At 48.7% G+C, this 15,618-nt stretch carries 11 protein-coding genes and 1 tRNA gene; 6 read left to right on the forward strand and 6 right to left on the reverse strand.

The features are described from left to right. The first annotated feature begins 105 nt into the window (after positions 1–105). The 5 genes from M4J38_RS09100 to M4J38_RS09120 all read left to right on the forward strand — a co-directional run bounded on the left by M4J38_RS09100 (position 106) and on the right by M4J38_RS09120 (position 9,416). Complete coding sequence (locus M4J38_RS09100; protein WP_251759243.1) at positions 106–3,312, forward strand: TonB-dependent receptor; 3,207 nt, start codon at positions 106–108, stop codon at positions 3,310–3,312. A gap of 10 nt (positions 3,313–3,322) precedes the next feature. Further along, positions 3,323–5,245, forward strand: a complete 1,923-nt coding sequence (locus M4J38_RS09105; RefSeq protein ID WP_251759244.1) for a RagB/SusD family nutrient uptake outer membrane protein — start codon at positions 3,323–3,325, stop codon at positions 5,243–5,245. Between the two features lie 27 nt (positions 5,246–5,272). After that, on the forward strand, positions 5,273–6,472 hold the full coding sequence (locus M4J38_RS09110) for a DUF5000 domain-containing lipoprotein (RefSeq protein WP_251759245.1): 1,200 nt from the start codon (positions 5,273–5,275) through the stop codon (positions 6,470–6,472). A gap of 30 nt (positions 6,473–6,502) precedes the next feature. Beyond that, entirely contained in the window at positions 6,503–7,750 is a 1,248-nt protein-coding gene (locus M4J38_RS09115; protein WP_251759246.1) for a DUF4998 domain-containing protein, read from the forward strand. A 115-nt stretch (positions 7,751–7,865) separates the two neighbouring features. Further along, positions 7,866–9,416, forward strand: coding sequence for a glycoside hydrolase (locus tag M4J38_RS09120; protein ID WP_251759247.1), 1,551 nt, complete (start codon positions 7,866–7,868; stop codon positions 9,414–9,416). Positions 9,417–9,425: 9 nt separating this feature from the next. Here the strand turns inward: M4J38_RS09120 and M4J38_RS09125 are convergent, their stop codons facing one another. The 6 genes from M4J38_RS09125 to M4J38_RS09150 all read right to left on the reverse strand — a co-directional run bounded on the left by M4J38_RS09125 (position 9,426) and on the right by M4J38_RS09150 (position 14,477). After that, positions 9,426–9,989 (reverse strand): DUF4256 domain-containing protein, encoded by a 564-nt coding sequence (locus M4J38_RS09125; RefSeq protein WP_251759248.1) that lies wholly within the window; start codon positions 9,987–9,989, stop codon positions 9,426–9,428. A 159-nt stretch (positions 9,990–10,148) separates the two neighbouring features. Continuing rightward, on the reverse strand, positions 10,149–10,505 hold the full coding sequence (locus M4J38_RS09130) for a DUF86 domain-containing protein (RefSeq protein ID WP_251759249.1): 357 nt from the start codon (positions 10,503–10,505) through the stop codon (positions 10,149–10,151). Next, a complete protein-coding gene (locus tag M4J38_RS09135; protein WP_251760863.1) occupies positions 10,498–10,788 on the reverse strand; it encodes a nucleotidyltransferase family protein in 291 nt (96 codons plus the stop codon). The genes M4J38_RS09130 and M4J38_RS09135 overlap by 8 nt, the downstream gene beginning before the upstream one ends. Positions 10,789–10,866: 78 nt before the next feature. Then, positions 10,867–10,940: transfer RNA gene (locus M4J38_RS09140), tRNA-Arg, on the reverse strand. 51 nt (positions 10,941–10,991) lie between these two features. Beyond that, the gene (locus M4J38_RS09145) at positions 10,992–11,738 is read right to left on the reverse strand and encodes a 1-acyl-sn-glycerol-3-phosphate acyltransferase (protein ID WP_251759250.1); all 747 of its coding nucleotides are present in this window, start codon (positions 11,736–11,738) and stop codon (positions 10,992–10,994) included. A 27-nt stretch (positions 11,739–11,765) separates the two neighbouring features. Further along, the gene (locus M4J38_RS09150; protein WP_251759251.1) at positions 11,766–14,477 is read right to left on the reverse strand and encodes a putative LPS assembly protein LptD; all 2,712 of its coding nucleotides are present in this window, start codon (positions 14,475–14,477) and stop codon (positions 11,766–11,768) included. 135 nt (positions 14,478–14,612) lie between these two features. On the opposite strand from M4J38_RS09150, the gene M4J38_RS09155 reads away from it, so the two are divergent. Beyond that, positions 14,613–15,602 carry an N-acetylmuramoyl-L-alanine amidase gene (locus M4J38_RS09155; RefSeq protein ID WP_251759252.1) on the forward strand — a complete coding sequence of 330 codons (990 nt, stop codon included), beginning with the start codon at positions 14,613–14,615 and terminating at the stop codon, positions 15,600–15,602. Positions 15,603–15,618: the final 16 nt, after the last annotated feature.

Genomic DNA, 15,618 nt, shown 5'->3' on the forward strand with positions numbered 1-15,618 from the left:
ATCTACCCCCTATGACAACAAGTTAATATAGTGCAATTTTCAGGCATCGATTGCTTTAATATAAACCAAAAACCCTCAATCATTTCATTTCAAAACCCACTGTTTATGATCCAAAAACGACTATCCCGCAAGATGGGGAAAGGAAGTTTTTTCTTCCTGCTCTTCCTTTTTCTTGCCAACCTGAATGCTTCGGCCCAAACCGAGATTACCATAACTGGTAAGGTGCGGAGCGACTCCTCCGCACTGGAAGGTGTTACCATTACAGTAAAAGCGAACCCCGGACGTTCCGCTGTTTCTGGCCCCGGAGGCGTGTACTCCATTAAAGCGCCGGCCAACGGCACTCTGGTATTCACAAGCGTGGGCTACCAGACTTTGGAGCAGCCCATCCAGGGAAACGATAAAATTGATGTTAAACTGACCACCGATTACCAGGCGATGGAAAACGTGGTGGTAAGCGTTGGTTTCGGTACCCAGAAAAAAACCAGTCTGGTGAGCTCAATCACTTCCGTTGATCCCAAAGAACTGAAGGGCCCCACCAGCAACCTCACGAACATGCTTGCGGGAAGGGTTTCCGGTGTGATCGCCTACCAAAGAACCGGAGAACCGGGGTCGGACAACGCATCCTTCTTTATCCGCGGACTGGGTTCTTTCGGTGCCGGTAAAGTAGATCCGCTGATCCTGATTGATGGCGTGGAATCTACCAACAACGACCTGGCCCGTTTACAGCCCGATGATATCGCCTCCTTTTCCGTGCTGAAAGATGCCACAGCCGCGGCTGTGTACGGCGCAAGGGGCGCAAATGGGGTACTGATTATTACCACCAAAACCGGTGTGGCAGGCACCACCACACTAACCGGAAGGTTCGAGAACTCTCTTTCCACCAATACCAGGAACTTTAACCTGACGGACAATATCACGTATATGAACATGGCCAACGAGGCCGCGCTCACCAGAGATGCGCCAGGAGGCGCGCCGTACTCACAAACCAAGATCAACAGAACAATTGCCGGAGACAACCCGCTGCTGTATCCAGACAACAACTGGATCGATATGCTGATTGATGATTATACCATCAACCAGCGCTTCAACTTCGGCGTATCAGGCGGCGTGGCCAAGGCCCGCTATTACATAGCAGGAACTTACAACGTTGACAATGGCCTGTTGAAAGAAAACAAATTGAATGGTTTCAACAACAACATTCAACTGAAGAATTATTCCGTTCGTTCCAACATCGACCTGAAAGTAACCAATACCACGTCTGCCGCATTAAGAATGTACGGACAGTTTGACGATTACAATGGTCCGATAGGCGACAGAAGAAGCGATGGCACTATGGGAAGCGGCGGACAAAGGGTATTCAACCAGGCGATCTGGTCGAACCCCGTGATGTTCCCCGCTATTTATCCGCAGGAATACCTTCCCCACATTAAACACCCTTTGTTCGGGAACAGCACTATTCCAGGGCTATCCAACCCTACCATGTACAGCAACCCCTATGCGAATATGATGTCTGGTTTTGCGCAAAGCAATGCCTCTACGCTTCAGGTGCAGGTGGAAGTAAAACAGGATATGGGTGGTATTACCCCGGGCCTTTCGGGACGCCTGATGTCGTACACCAGAAGATACGGCTACTTCGACATGACCAGGAGCTATACCCCGTTCTATTATAAAGCCCTCTCCTACGATGACCGTAATATCGACGACCTCATGGTCTTGAATGCGGGCGGCCCCAACCCGATAAACCCCCAGGGAACCGAGTTCTTAGGGTATTCAGAAGGCTACAAAATGGTGAACAGTATTTTTTATACGGAAGCGGCGTTGAACTACAACAGAACATTCAACGACGATCATGAAGTGTCGGGTATGGTGATCGGTATTTTAAGGAATTACCTTACCGGCAATGCGCCTACCCTTGAGGCCAGCCTGCCAGCCAGGAACCTGGGCGTTTCAGGACGTTTCACTTATGGATACGACCGGCGCTACCTGGCGGAGTTTGATTTCGGTTACAACGGATCTGAGAAATTCGACAAGGCATCCAAGCGTTTTGGTTTCTTCCCCTCCATAGGCCTGGCCTGGAACGTTTCCAATGAGAAATTCTTCGACAATCTGGCCGACAAAATCACTAACCTGAAGCTGAGGGGTACCTATGGACTGGTTGGAAACGACCAGATCGGCAGTGCCAACGACAGGTTCTTCTACATGTCCAGAGTAAACATGGACAATGGTAATTACGGTTATAACTTCGGACTTGATTATGATTTTCGCCTGAACGGTATTTCCATTGACCGATACGCCAACCCAAGGATTACCTGGGAAAAATCCCGACAGTTGAACATCGGCATGGACCTTACAATAATGAACTCGCTCACTTTTACGGTGGACGCCTACAAAAACAAACGGTCACAACTCTTAATGCCCAGGTCCTATATCCCCACCACAATGGGCCTTCAGGCGGGCGTTTCGGCGAACGTAGGAAAAACAGAGGTGAAGGGTGTAGACTTGTTGATGAACTACAACAAAACCATCAGTAAAAAAATATGGGTGGAAGGACGCGCCAACCTCACCTACGCCACAGGAAAAATAACAGCTTACGACGAGCCTGAATATGGTCCGCAACTCGCCAACCTGTACAGACTTGGCGCAAGGATAGGACAGGTTTACGGTTATATTGCGGAACGTCTCTTCTATGATGAAAAAGAAGTGTTGAATACCCCAAGAACACCGTATGAGAATGTAATGGGTGGCGACATTAAGTACCATGATGTGGACAAAGACGGAAGGATTACCAGCAATGATGTGGTACCCATCGGACTTCCCACCACACCTGAGATCATTTATGGTTTCGGTGGATCTGTGGGTTATGGCAACTTCGACTTCAGCGTCATGTTCCAGGGCTCAGCCAGGTCATCTTTCTTTATCAACCCGCAAAACATCTCTCCCTTCGTAAGAAACGGCGGTTCACAGAATGGATTGCTTAATACCATCGCGAACGATCATTGGAGTGAAGACAACAGGAACAGTTACGCCTTCTGGCCACGCCTCAGCAACCAGTTTATCGACAACAACAACCTCACTTCCACCTGGTGGATGAGAGACGGTTCTTTCCTCAGATTGAAAAACATGGAAGTAGGCTATTCTATTCCCACTTATCTGCTTAAAAAAATCGGCTTAAAAACGACAAGGGTTTACCTGAACGGAAGCAACCTACATGTATGGAGCGCCTTCGACATGTGGGATCCGGAAATGGGCGGTAACGGTCTCGGCTACCCTGTGCAACGTGTATTCAACGCCGGTATCAACTTCAATCTCTAAATCAACAGAAATGTTCAAAGGAAAAAATATACTGATCGCATCCGTTTGCACCGCGCTCGCTTTGACGTCGTGCAAAAAATATATGGACATTGTTCCCGATAACGTGGCTACGATAGACCATGCCTTTTCACTCAGAACCCAGGCGCAGAAATACCTGGCCACCTGCTATTCCTATCTCCCGAATAACGCTGATCCGCAAGGAAACGTAGGCTTTCTGGGTGGAGACGAAATCTGGTTCCCTTCAGAATACAGGGAATTTGATACCGAAATATGGAGCTGGAGCATCGGAAGAGGCTACCAGAACGTAACCGAACCTCATGTAAACTACTGGGATGGCAGCAGGTACGGCGTGAATACCTTCCAGGCCATCAGGCAATGCAACATTTTCATGGAGAATGTTTCCGACCTTAATAAAGTAGTGGACCTCTCCAGTTCCGAAAGGGAAAGATGGCTGGGGGAAGTGAAGTTTCTGAAGGCTTATTACCACTTCCTGCTGCTGCGCATGTATGGCGCTTTCCCATTGATGGATAAGAACATTCCCGTATTCGCGGAAGCGGACGAAGTGAAAGTGAGCCGTGTGCCCTTCGACAGTTGCGTGAACTACATCGTAAAACTGATCGACGAATCCATCCCTTCGTTGCCTGCATTTATCGCGGACAGAAACACGGAGTTGGGGCGCATCACCGTTCCCATCGCGAAAGCCATCAAGGCCCGTGTGCTTGTACTGTCGGCCAGTCCCCTTTTTAACGGAAACCCCGATCTGGCTTCCGCCAAAAACCACGACGGCACCCCTTTGTTCAACAACGAATACGATCAACAAAAATGGGTAAAGGCCGCACAGGCTTGTAAAGAAGCAATTGAGGAAGCCGAATTACAGGGATTCGCCCTTTACAAATTCCCCGCCACATCGTTCCAGCTTACGGAACACACCAAAACACAGCTGAGTATCCGGCAGGCGGTATGCGACAGATGGAACGTTGAAAAGATATGGGGAAATTCCGGCAGACTCGCCAGCAGGTTGCAACAAACATGTATGGGAAGACTCACAACAGCCGCGGCTTCCAATACCAATATGAGGGCCATGTTCAGTGCTACGATGAAAATGGCTGAAATGTTCTATACGAAAAACGGCGTCCCCATCAACGAAGACAAAACCCTGGATTTTAACACCAAATACGGGCTGCGCGTAGCCGTTGACAGTGAAAAATACCTGATTGAACCAGCGTATAAAACGGCCAGGCTCAACTTCGACAGAGAACCCCGTTTTTATGCCGACCTGGGCTTCGATGGCGGTACCTGGTACCTTTACAGCAGTCCTACACAATCCGACCTCGGTACCTATGTGATGAAAGCCAAAGCAAACCAGTATGGCGGCACCGATATTGGCGGAGGCATCAACCAGACAGGGTATTTTATCAAAAAGCTGGTAGACTGGAACTTCTCCTTCACCGAAAACGGTACCACTGTTCGTGGTTATGAGTGGCCGGAAGTAAGGTTGGCTGATCTATACCTGCTTTATGCCGAAGCGCTGAATGAAGCGGATGGCGCACAGAATGAGGTGTGCGACTACCTGAACAAAGTAAGGGAGCGTGCAGGTATTCCCACCGTGCAGGTTTCATGGGGGCAGTACTCCAACAACCCCACCAAGTACACCACTAAAAACGGCAGAAGGGAAATCATCAAAAGGGAAAGAGCCATCGAAATGGCTTTTGAAGGAAGTCGTTTCTGGGACCTGCGCCGCTGGAAAGACGCTTCGTTCGAAATGAACCAACCGGTAAAGGGATGGACCATCACGGGTACAACGGACGACACCTATTACCAGGTGAGAACCCTCTACCAGCAGCGGTTTGTATCGCCACGTGACTACCTGTGGCCCATCAAGCTGTACAACCTTTCCGTAAACCCCAACCTGGTGCAAAACCCCGGATGGTAATTCTTCAACCGAAAATCAAACCTGAATATGAACTTACGCAATATATTGCCCGCGATCCTGGTAGGCTCCATGAGCATACTGGCCATCGCGTGCGCAAAAAAAGAAGCATTTAACGACCCGCTCACCCCAAGCAGCGGAACACCAGGTCCCGTTTCAGCGATCACGGTAACAAACGATAGCGCTAAGGCGATCATAGGCTATAATGTGCCCAATATTCCCGACATCGCTTATGTAAAAGCGGTATACGATCTGGGCGGTGGCAGAATGCGGGAAGTGAAGGCAAGCATTTATGAAAAATTCCTGGTAGCCGACGGATTCGGCGATACACTGCAACACGACGTAAAACTTTACGTGGTGAACAAAGCCGAAGTAGCCTCCGATCCGGTAACCGTACAGGTAAAACCACTGGAAAACCCCATCTGGGGCGTTTTCAGAAACATGGAAGTACTGCCAGACTTTGCCGGCATCAGGGTAAAAACAAAAAACCCTTCCAAGTACGATCTCGCCATTGAGGTGATGATTGACTCCGTTGGGCAATGGTTCCCCTATTCAGGCATTTATACCAGTCTTGACAGCATCAACTCCGCCATCAGGGGCATGGACACCCTTCCCAAAAAACTGGCGATTTATGTGCGGGATCGGTTTATGAACATTACGGATACTTTGTTTAAAACACTTACGCCATTTTACGAAACCGCATTGCCTAAAAACGGCTACCGTGAGTACAACCTCCCCGGTGACGCGCCTTCCGCCTGGTCCTCCAACAGGGTCGCCAACCTTTGGGATGGCAATACGGAAGGATGGCCGATGGTAAACATTACAAAAGATGAGGGAAAACCATCCGTGATCACTTTTGATGTGGGAAAGCTGGCGCAACTCAGCCGGATCGTGATATGGGATTATCCTGAATACCTGAACTCCGGACGCGGCTTCTTTTATGGCGGAAACCCAAGGAAGTTTGAAATATGGGGCAGCGCCAACCCTCCTTTGGACGGCAGTTTCAACAATTGGACCTTACTCGCGGAGTGTGAAGAGAAAAAACCTTCCGGCCTGCCTTACGGACAATCAACGAACGAAGACAGAACCATTGGCTTCGCGGGCTTCAACTGGGACCTTCGCTCCGATGTACCCAAAATGAGGTACGTACGCATCCGTTGCCTTCAAAACTGGGCCGGTTCTTATTTCCTCGCGCTCGCTGAAGTACAGGTATATGGCGATCCACGCTAATCATTAGGTAACCAACAACAACTATTCAAGATGAAATCTACCATATCAAAATACTTCCGGAAAGGACTGTTTGTGGCGCTAGCCGGCACTATGGCACTGTCCTGCTCCAAAATGGATGAGTACAAAGAAAAATACGTTCCCAACGGGGAGATCGTGTACACCGGGAAAATAGACAGCGTGCACATGTATCCGGGTAAGAACAGGGTGGGCTTTACCGCCTTCCTGAATAACGATCCCCGCGTTACGATGTTCCGCGTTTACTGGGGCGCGAAAGCGGATTCCGCAACCTTTACGGTAAAACCAGGAGAACTGGGCACTGCCGTATACAAGACCATCCCCAATGTACCGGAGGGTGAACAATCTTTTGAGTTCGTAACGTTCGATGCCTCGGGTAATAAATCCGTATCACTTTACGGAAGCGTCGCCGCCTTCGGAACCAGGTTCCAGGAATCCATCAGCAACAGGGCTATCAAGGAAAGTAAGTTGAATCCCCAACTCGAAACTGTAGTAGTGCTTGGAGGTATGGACACCGCCACCAAAGCGATCCTTACTGAAATCCGTTACCTCACGGTTAATGGCGACAGCGCTTCCACAAGGGTTCCACTGCTCCTTCCCAATACAGAATCGGAAGGTGTATTGCCCAATCATAAATATGGTTCCGAAGTACTGTACAGAACTTATTTTCTGCCCGCCAAAAACGCCATAGACACTTTCTTAACTCCCTACCAAAGCTATCAGCCCATATCCGGGGCGGCATGGATAGATGTTTCCGCGCAATATGTAAAGAACCCGGGCGCCCCCTTTAACAGGGCTTCATGGGATGGCGCAAGATGGGGCGTTTTGGCCGACTGGACCACTTCCGCAGATGTGAAAAACGCATCGGGAGGAAATGGCGGATGGGAACTTAGAAACAATGCCGGTCATCTTTCCATGGAAGGCGGATGGGGATTACCCGCTGTGCCAAACGGGAAAATATACCAGGTGGTGCATCTTCCATTCGCCGGTAAATGGCGCTTTACCTCGCACATGAGCGACCTCGGCGCAGCGGGCACCAAATACCTGGTGGTAAACAAAGCCGCTACCCTGCCCGACTTTGCAGACATCACCTCCGCAACATACTACCTCAACTTCTCAACGGTTTCCGCAACAGCCACCCCATATATTGAGTTCAGGGTTGATGAACCAACCAATGTATGTATCGGCTTCGTAGCGAACATGCCCAATACCGGAAGCTATTACAAAGTAAGAAAAGTATCCCTCAGCTTCTATAAGGAATAATTACATGATTAAACCTTCCCTGAGCGGGCGTATCCATTAAAAAGATACGCCCGCTTTCTTTCAACCCGTTATCCCGTCATTTTCTTTACATTTAATGTTTCAGAATTGTATTACAATGAGATTACCCTTACTACCCCTTCTTATCTTACCGGCAACAGGCTTCGCGCAGCAAAACAAAGCCATCCGTTTTACCATTCACACCGACCGTAAAGAGCAGGTCGTAGATAACATCGGCGCCTCCGGCTGCTGGTTCTCTGAAGGCATCGGCAAGCACTGGCCCGAAGGAAAAAAAGAACAGATCGCGGAATGGCTCTTCAGCAAAGAAATGGATCAAAACGGCACCCCTAAAGGAATCGGTCTCTCCGCCTGGCGCTTCAACATTGGTGGCGGAACCGCTGAACAGGGCGACAGCAGCGGTATCAAAGATTTCAGGAAAAGAGTGGAAAGTTTTCAAAACCCGGATGGCTCCTACGATTGGAGCAAACAATCGGGTTACCTGTGGTTTGTAAAAAAAGCAAAAACTTACGGCGTTGAAAACCTGATCGCTTTTTCCAATACGCCACCCGTGCATTTTACGAGAAACGGACGCGGATTTAAAACGGAAAAAGATTTCACCTCGAACCTTCGTCCCGACAAATACAGCGCTTACGCGGGATTTCTTGCGGATGTGCTGAAGCACTTCCAGCAGGAAGGCATCAACTTTAAATACATCAGTCCGGTGAATGAACCACAATGGGACTGGAGCAATAAACCGGGGCAGGCCAGCCAGGAAGGAAGTCCGTGGTACAATGGAGAAATATATAAAGTCATAACAGCACTTGACAGTGCGCTATCCGCGCAGCAACTCAGTTCCCGCATCATGATCACCGAAGCGGGCATGCTGGATTACCTCTATACAAATAAAGGCCGCGCGGGTACGCAGATACAGACTTTTTTTAACCCGAAAAGCGCCCTGAACGTTTCAAAACTTACACACATGGCGCCATTTATTGGCGGACACAGTTACTTTACTGATGGAGGCGATACAAACCGCATCCGCATCCGGCAGGCGTTGAAAGATACCGCCCTTGCCTACGGCGTAGATTACTGGCAAACTGAATATTCCATGCTGGGCGAAAGTTTCCGGGAAGGAATCCGGGGAAGAAGAAGCGCCATGGATTGCGCGCTGTTCCTGGCTAAAGTGATCCATACCGACCTGACTGTAGCCAATGCAAAGGCCTGGCACCTCTGGAACAGCTATGAACCTGGCAATCCCGCATTTGATACACGCTATTTCCTGATTGCTCTGCGCCCAAACGCCACCCATACCGACGGAGATTTCTACCAGACCAAAGGATTATGGGCCATGGGAAACTTCAGCAGGTTTATCCGTCCGGGTATGCAGCGCGTGCAAACAAGTCGTAACGACGGTAAAGATGAATTCGCGGCCGCGCAACATCTGATGGCCTCCGCGTATGTGTCAGATAAACAGGTGGTGGCGGTATTCATTAATTATACCGATACAGTTCAATCGTTGCAACTGAACATTTCGGGAAAGGGTCGCGTGAAACGCGCTACAAAATATGTAACATCGAAAGAGGATGACCTGAAAGCATATCCCATTAAAGCCACGCAAGCGGTTGAATTGCCCGCACGCTCCGTTACAACCGTGGTGCTGGAAAAATAATTACCCGCCTCAAACTTTCAGCGAGGCACGGAACGCCCTGGCCGCATAATAAGACTGTACGCCGTTGTGGTAGAGAAACACAGTATCGTACCGCCGGTCGCAGAAAAGAGCGCCGCCGAGCTTCCTGATGTTTGCGGGCGTTTGCACCCAACTGGATGTTTTCAGGTCGAACTTCCCGAGTTCCTGCAGGAAACGGTATTCCTCTTCAGAAAGCAACGCTACCCCCATTTCATGGGCCATCCCGATGGCGCTGCCCTGGGGCTTGTTTTCTTTCCGGGCCTCCAGCGCTTCATCGTCAAAACACAAACTCCGCCGTTCTTTCGGCGACTCCGCGGAGCAATCAAAAAAGAGAAAAGTGCCTTCGGCTTTATCATACCCTACCACATCGGGTTCCCCCCCTGAAACTTCCATTTGTTGGAGCGACCATGCTTTATCAGGCTGCTTTGTGATCCGCTCTTCCACTTTCGCCCATTCCAGTCCTTTGTGGCGGTTCATGTTTTTTTCGAAGCGGGATTTGAGGGTGGCGAGGAGTTGTTGGAGTTCTGTGTTGGATAGTTTGTTTTTTGCTGGCATGGGATCGTTTTTTTGAAGATGGCTTATGCAGTTATCTTTTGTAATAATGTTTCCAGGCGATTGTGTGCCATGTTATGACCGTGTGCGAACGGTAATTTCAGCATCTGGTGCCTTATCGCACAGACATGGTAAATGATACGCATTCCTGTGCGGGCAGACCTACCTGTTAAGCGCCTGCAATTTCTTATAAACAGCAAGCATTTCTGTTTGAAGTGCTGGCAGATCATTCCTGATTACATTCCATACTACAGGAAGATCAGTTCCAAAATATTCATGAATGAGCCTGTTCCGCATTCCCTTGATCAGACTCCAGGGAATTTGAGGATTTCCTTCTTTCACATCCTCTGGTAAATGTGCCGTAGCTTCACCAATCACCTGAATGTTATAAAGACATGCCTCCACCACCATAAAGTTGGAACAAAAATCATCAAATGAGAGATCAGTGGTATAAGTCTGAATGTGACTGATGCATTGTAAAATATCACCGATCACGAGTGAAGGAACACGTTTAGACATAGATAATGTCTTTTTCTACATAGGGTAGATAAGCGGGCTTTATGGAACGGCTAGGCACCACATCGGTTTTAATTCCGAACAGCCCTTCAATTTCATCAGCCATTTGGATAAAACTTAACCCCATTGGTCCGGTAATGTCAACGGCAATATCAATATCGCTATGCTCAGTGGCCTCTCCCCTGGCATATGATCCAAATACGCCAAGCCGTGCAATAGGATACTTTTTTTGAAGTTCCGGCTTGTGCTTTTGCAGGATATTTACGATTGCGTTTAACGTGTACATATATTGCAAAATAACTTTTTTCCCGCACACCTTTCTGTCATGCGTATAAAAAAACCGCCCTTTTGAGGCGGTTTCCTGTGAACCGGATTGGATTCGAACCAATGACCTACTGCTTAGAAGGCAGTTGCTCTATCCAGCTGAGCTACCGGTCCGTTTTTGGAGCGGCAAATATACCGAATTTTACCGTTCCGCAAAATGGTAGTTTAGTTTTTCCTTTTTTCGGCCGCGATCAATTCAGTTTTCATCACTTCAAACACCCGCTCCCGGAACGCTTTCACGCTTTCTCCCGAGGCCGGACTCATGGATGGAAGAAAATGCATTTCCAGCGGATGAGGCCAGAGGAAGAATATTTTTCCTGCGGGCATCACCCCTCTTGTATGGTAAAGTAAAGCGGGCATTACCGGCTTCCCTGTTTCAAGCGCAAGGCGGAAAGCGCCATCTTTAAAGGGTTTTAGCGGTTCACTGGTTTTGTTGCGCGTTCCTTCCGGGTAAATGCACATGTGCAGGCCCATTTCCAGTACGGCTTTCATTTGCTGGTAGCCATCTCTGCGGCTCTGTTCACTTTTCCGGTCCACCAAAACGCTGCCCAACTGGTAAATGATGCCGAACAGGGGAACTTTAGCGAATTCTTTTTTGGCGATGGTTTTGTTCGTACCCGGTATGCCGGGGGAAGTGACCGGTACGTCCATCAAAGAATTGTGGTTACAAACGACAATATAATTTTTACCTTTTTGAAAATTCGATGTACCCCGCACCTTCAACGGGCAACCGATCATTGGAAGATAGATACCCATCCACAAACGGGAAGCGCTGATGAAGGCCGCAGTTCTTTTCGGTTCGGGTAAAAACCACCTGCAATACAGAAACCAGGGAAAGAAAAGCAGCATGGTGGCAATGAACCACAACATGCCCCACAAGGCGAAGAACCTGCCTGCAATAGATTTGAACATGCCTAAAATTAAGGATTGTGGCGCATATCAGAAGCCGGTGTAGAAATAACGGGTACGGTTCACTTTCAGGTCGCGGAGCAGGCCCGATTTAGGTTGAAGCGTGATGTTGAAGAAACGGTATAAACCCACGGGCGTGATGTTGATGGACATCTGCCAGCAGTGCATTTCACGCGTGATGAACATGGTGAAAGACTGAATTTTGCCTGTTTTGAAATCGAAGAAAGTATTTGCGCCCATTTTCCATTTCTCCGTGAGGTTAAAATCTCCTCCGAGATTCAGGTTGGAATTCACTACCGTTTCGAAGCCGGAATAATCTGTTTTGGGTACACGCTGAAAACTCAGGGAGAAAGAAGTATTGATAGACCAGGGTATATTAAAATCCGCGAACTCTCCCGGGTTCCGGCGGGCGAAGTCTAGCTGCGCCTGCTGTTCTTCCGCGGTCAATGGCCCAAGTTCATCTTCCATTTCCTCTTTTGTCTGTTGCTTTTTATCGTCTTTGGGTTTGCTGCTGAAAGAGGTACTCATGGCGATGCTTCCGCCTGTGATCCTGCCCAATGCGCCGGGAGAGAATTTACGGCCTTCCCACATGTATTCTTTCAACCGGTATCCCTGGGCATCCACTTTGTAAGGGCTGAGGTTTCCGTTGGCGGTGATGTTCAGCTTCTCGAATAATGTACTCCTGATGTACAAACTGATATCCGATAATTTGAAAGAATCGGCCATGAAGTTGTAAGAACCATTGAAACCAAAACCGTCAATCAGGCGCACTTTTTTAATGGCTGCGTCGCCAGTATCTTTTTTGGAGCGGATTTTCATCTCCAGGTTATTGTCTACACCGAAGCTCATGCCCCCGAAAGTACCTTCGCCGAAGCCGCCGAAAATACTTCCGTCGAAACGGGAGAAGCGCTGTGCCCTGCCGGAGGTATCCACCTGGGAGGTATAATAATTATCTTTTTGGAAATCGGGGCGATAGTTCAAACCAACTGATGGACGTATTACGTGGCGCAGGGCCACGAGCCGGGAGTTCTTAAAGTTTTTGGTACCGAAGATTGCGGTGTTGAAGCCCAGGCCGAAGGCCATCTGGCGGGCGGAATAGAATCCTTTGTTGATGATGGTATCCACCTTTCCGTCTGTCGGGTTCCATTGGCGGATGAATTCCTGCGCGTACCATCTTTCATCGAAACTCACGGAAGGCGCAATCTGCAACGGGCCCAGCGGCGGCAAAGAAAGCGTGATAGGCACATTATGGGAAGCGCCCCACTGGAACGTATCAATCAATTGGCGGAAGCTGAACGCGGAATCATAAAACGATACCATGCTCCGGAAGTTGGTGTTCAGTCCTACCCCGAGTTTTTCGTACCATTTCGGCTGTCCCACCATTTCTTCCCGCTGGAACGGGTACAATGTATTGACCGTAAAACCGATATCCGGCAGGTTCAACTGTACCAGCCTGGTAACGGCGTTCTGGTTGTGGTTGGCGCTGGCCGTGAGGTTGGCCACGCCTTCCCAGGTTTTGCTGTACGCGATGGAAGAGTTAAGGTTATTGTTGAAATTGGCGGTGGGGTTATTGGGAATATACTGGTTGAATTTGGTGGAACCGGCGTTCACGCTGGCGGAAAATGTTTGTCCGGGTCTGGCCTTTCCATCCACACTGTGGTTCCAGGTAATGTTGAAGGTTTTTGTTTGCGTATAATCCGGGTCGCCTTTGAAGTTCACTTTAAAATCCTGCATCCTGAAGGTCATGCCACCCTGGTAGCGGTAACGTTTCCTGTACGTGGGCTGAACGTTCACCGACCATCCACCATAAGAATATACGTTGGTGAGTAAGGTTACATCAAAATTATCGTTCAGCACTTTGTAGTACCCCAATCCTTCCAATCCGAGGCCGAACTGTTCGTTCGTGGAAAAAGTTGGTGCGAGGATACCGGATTGTCGGCCACCTTTCGACATCGGGAACAAGCCGAATGGCAGGTACAACGGGATGGGCACACCTTCAAATTCCGGGTGAATAGGGCCGGTAACGGCCAGCTTCTTGTTCACCAGTTTCATTTTATTGGCCTTGAAGGCAAAGTGCGGATGGTCATAGTTACAGGTGGTAACGGTGGCACGGAGGGCGAAATAATCGTTCTCGTTTACCTTTTTGATCTTCTCCCCGGCCACATACATTTCTCCCTGCTGGGTGAACGTGGTTTTCGTAATGCCGCGTTGTGTTTTGAAATTATACACAATGGTATCCGCGGTGAAAGGCGTTTCCGCCTGTTTCAGTTTGGGCACGCCCACCTGGGCGCCAGCGGTGTCCAGCGTATAGGTGGCGGTAACCAATTGTGTAGCCTGATCGAGACTGATGCGGTCGGCGGTCAGGTTTACATCTTTGTATTCGATCACACCCTTCCCATACATATAGGCCTTGTTCTTTTTGATGTCCCACACGATGGAATCTTCCGCCTGGTAGTTCACCGGAGCATCTAAAGAGTCTCTGGATATCTTTATATCGAGTGTATCAATCTTTTGTACAACGGAATCTTTTCCACGCAGTGAATCTCCTTTAACAGGAATCGTATCATTTAGATTGAGTCTGCCTGAAACCGGCAACAGGGAAGAATCTCCGTTCCGCAGTGTTGGTCTTTTGAGTGTTGGCGGTGGAACAGTATCCTGTTGAAAGACTGTTAAAAAATTACGAAAAGGCTCGTTGTTGGATACAACCGCAGTAGATTTAAGCGTTATTCCAGATAAAAGCAAGGCTATTATCCCGGTAAAAATGTAAATTGGACTAACTTTGCAACGGTTGTTCATAATGCAGTGGGGGCAAAAATAAGAGAATAAAGTTGTGAACGATACCCCAGTTTTTGGTTTAAGTAAATATTAAGATTAGGTATGCTCAAAAAAATCAGTCTGTGTCTGGCATTGGTGGCCATTATTGTTACCGCGATCTCTTTCAGGAACAATTTATCTCCCAACAGGGCCAACGCGCTGCGCACCATTATCATAGATCCCGGACACGGGGGTAGCGATGGAGGGGCTAATGGCAGTTTTTCCAAAGAAAAGGACATATGCCTGGCTGTTAGTTTGAAGCTGGGTGATCTGCTGAAGAAAGAATTGCCCAATACCAAAATACTTTTCACCCGCACCACAGATATTTACCCTGACCTGCATTCCCGTGCCAATTTCGCGAACGAAAGCAGGGGCGATCTATTCGTTTCCATTCACGTGAACTCAGCACCCGCAAAAAAAGGCAGAGAACTTACAGGATATAAAACATCCACGTATTGGAAGAACAAGAAAAAATACACCCGTAAAGTACCTCAATACCGCTACTATACCATTCCTAACCCTGCCAAAGGAACAGAAACATACATTTGGGGTTCTCATAAAAATGATGAAAAAGAAGTGGCCTTGCGCGAAAACGCCCCCATGTTAATGGAGGAGAATTACCAGGCCAAATATGGTGACATCGACCCAAATTCGCAGGATTTTATCGTGATGGCCAGTCTGAAAACCAAACAATTCTTTAAAAGAAGCGCGACCCTTGCACTCCATGTGGAAGAAGAATTCCGTAAAGTGGGCCGTGCCAGCCGTGATATCAAGCAACGCGCGGTAGGCATCTGGGTACTTCAGGCCACCGCGATGCCAAGCATTCTGGTGGAAACCGGCTACATCTCTAATAAAGAAGAAGAAGAATACCTGAACAGTGAACCCGGCCAGCAGGAGATCGCCCAATGCATCGCCACGGCCATCAAACGCTACAAGGTAGAACTGGAATCTTCACAGGTGGGCGGTGTGGAAACTGGTTCTCCTATCAGCAACGAACCTCCTTCCCCATATTCACCTTCGGTATCCAAAGAGGGAACGCTGCCCAAAAAATAAGTTGACTATCACCGAT

This window comes from Parasegetibacter sp. NRK P23 (genome assembly GCF_023721715.1).
Lineage (GTDB): Bacteria > Bacteroidota > Bacteroidia > Chitinophagales > Chitinophagaceae > Parasegetibacter.

Bases quoted from the DNA above. Each gene is read 5' to 3' on its own strand.
- M4J38_RS09100 (WP_251759243.1), top strand. From the start codon at position 106: ATGATCCAAAAACGACTATCCCGCAAGATGGGGAAAGGAAGTTTTTTC.
- M4J38_RS09105 (WP_251759244.1), top strand. From the start codon at position 3,323: ATGTTCAAAGGAAAAAATATACTGATCGCATCCGTTTGCACCGCGCTC.
- M4J38_RS09110 (WP_251759245.1), top strand. From the start codon at position 5,273: ATGAACTTACGCAATATATTGCCCGCGATCCTGGTAGGCTCCATGAGC.
- M4J38_RS09115 (WP_251759246.1), top strand. From the start codon at position 6,503: ATGAAATCTACCATATCAAAATACTTCCGGAAAGGACTGTTTGTGGCG.
- M4J38_RS09120 (WP_251759247.1), top strand. From the start codon at position 7,866: ATGAGATTACCCTTACTACCCCTTCTTATCTTACCGGCAACAGGCTTC.
- M4J38_RS09125 (WP_251759248.1), bottom strand. From the start codon at position 9,989: ATGCCAGCAAAAAACAAACTATCCAACACAGAACTCCAACAACTCCTC.
- M4J38_RS09130 (WP_251759249.1), bottom strand. From the start codon at position 10,505: ATGTCTAAACGTGTTCCTTCACTCGTGATCGGTGATATTTTACAATGC.
- M4J38_RS09135 (WP_251760863.1), bottom strand. From the start codon at position 10,788: ATGTACACGTTAAACGCAATCGTAAATATCCTGCAAAAGCACAAGCCG.
- M4J38_RS09145 (WP_251759250.1), bottom strand. From the start codon at position 11,738: ATGTTCAAATCTATTGCAGGCAGGTTCTTCGCCTTGTGGGGCATGTTG.
- M4J38_RS09155 (WP_251759252.1), top strand. From the start codon at position 14,613: ATGCTCAAAAAAATCAGTCTGTGTCTGGCATTGGTGGCCATTATTGTT.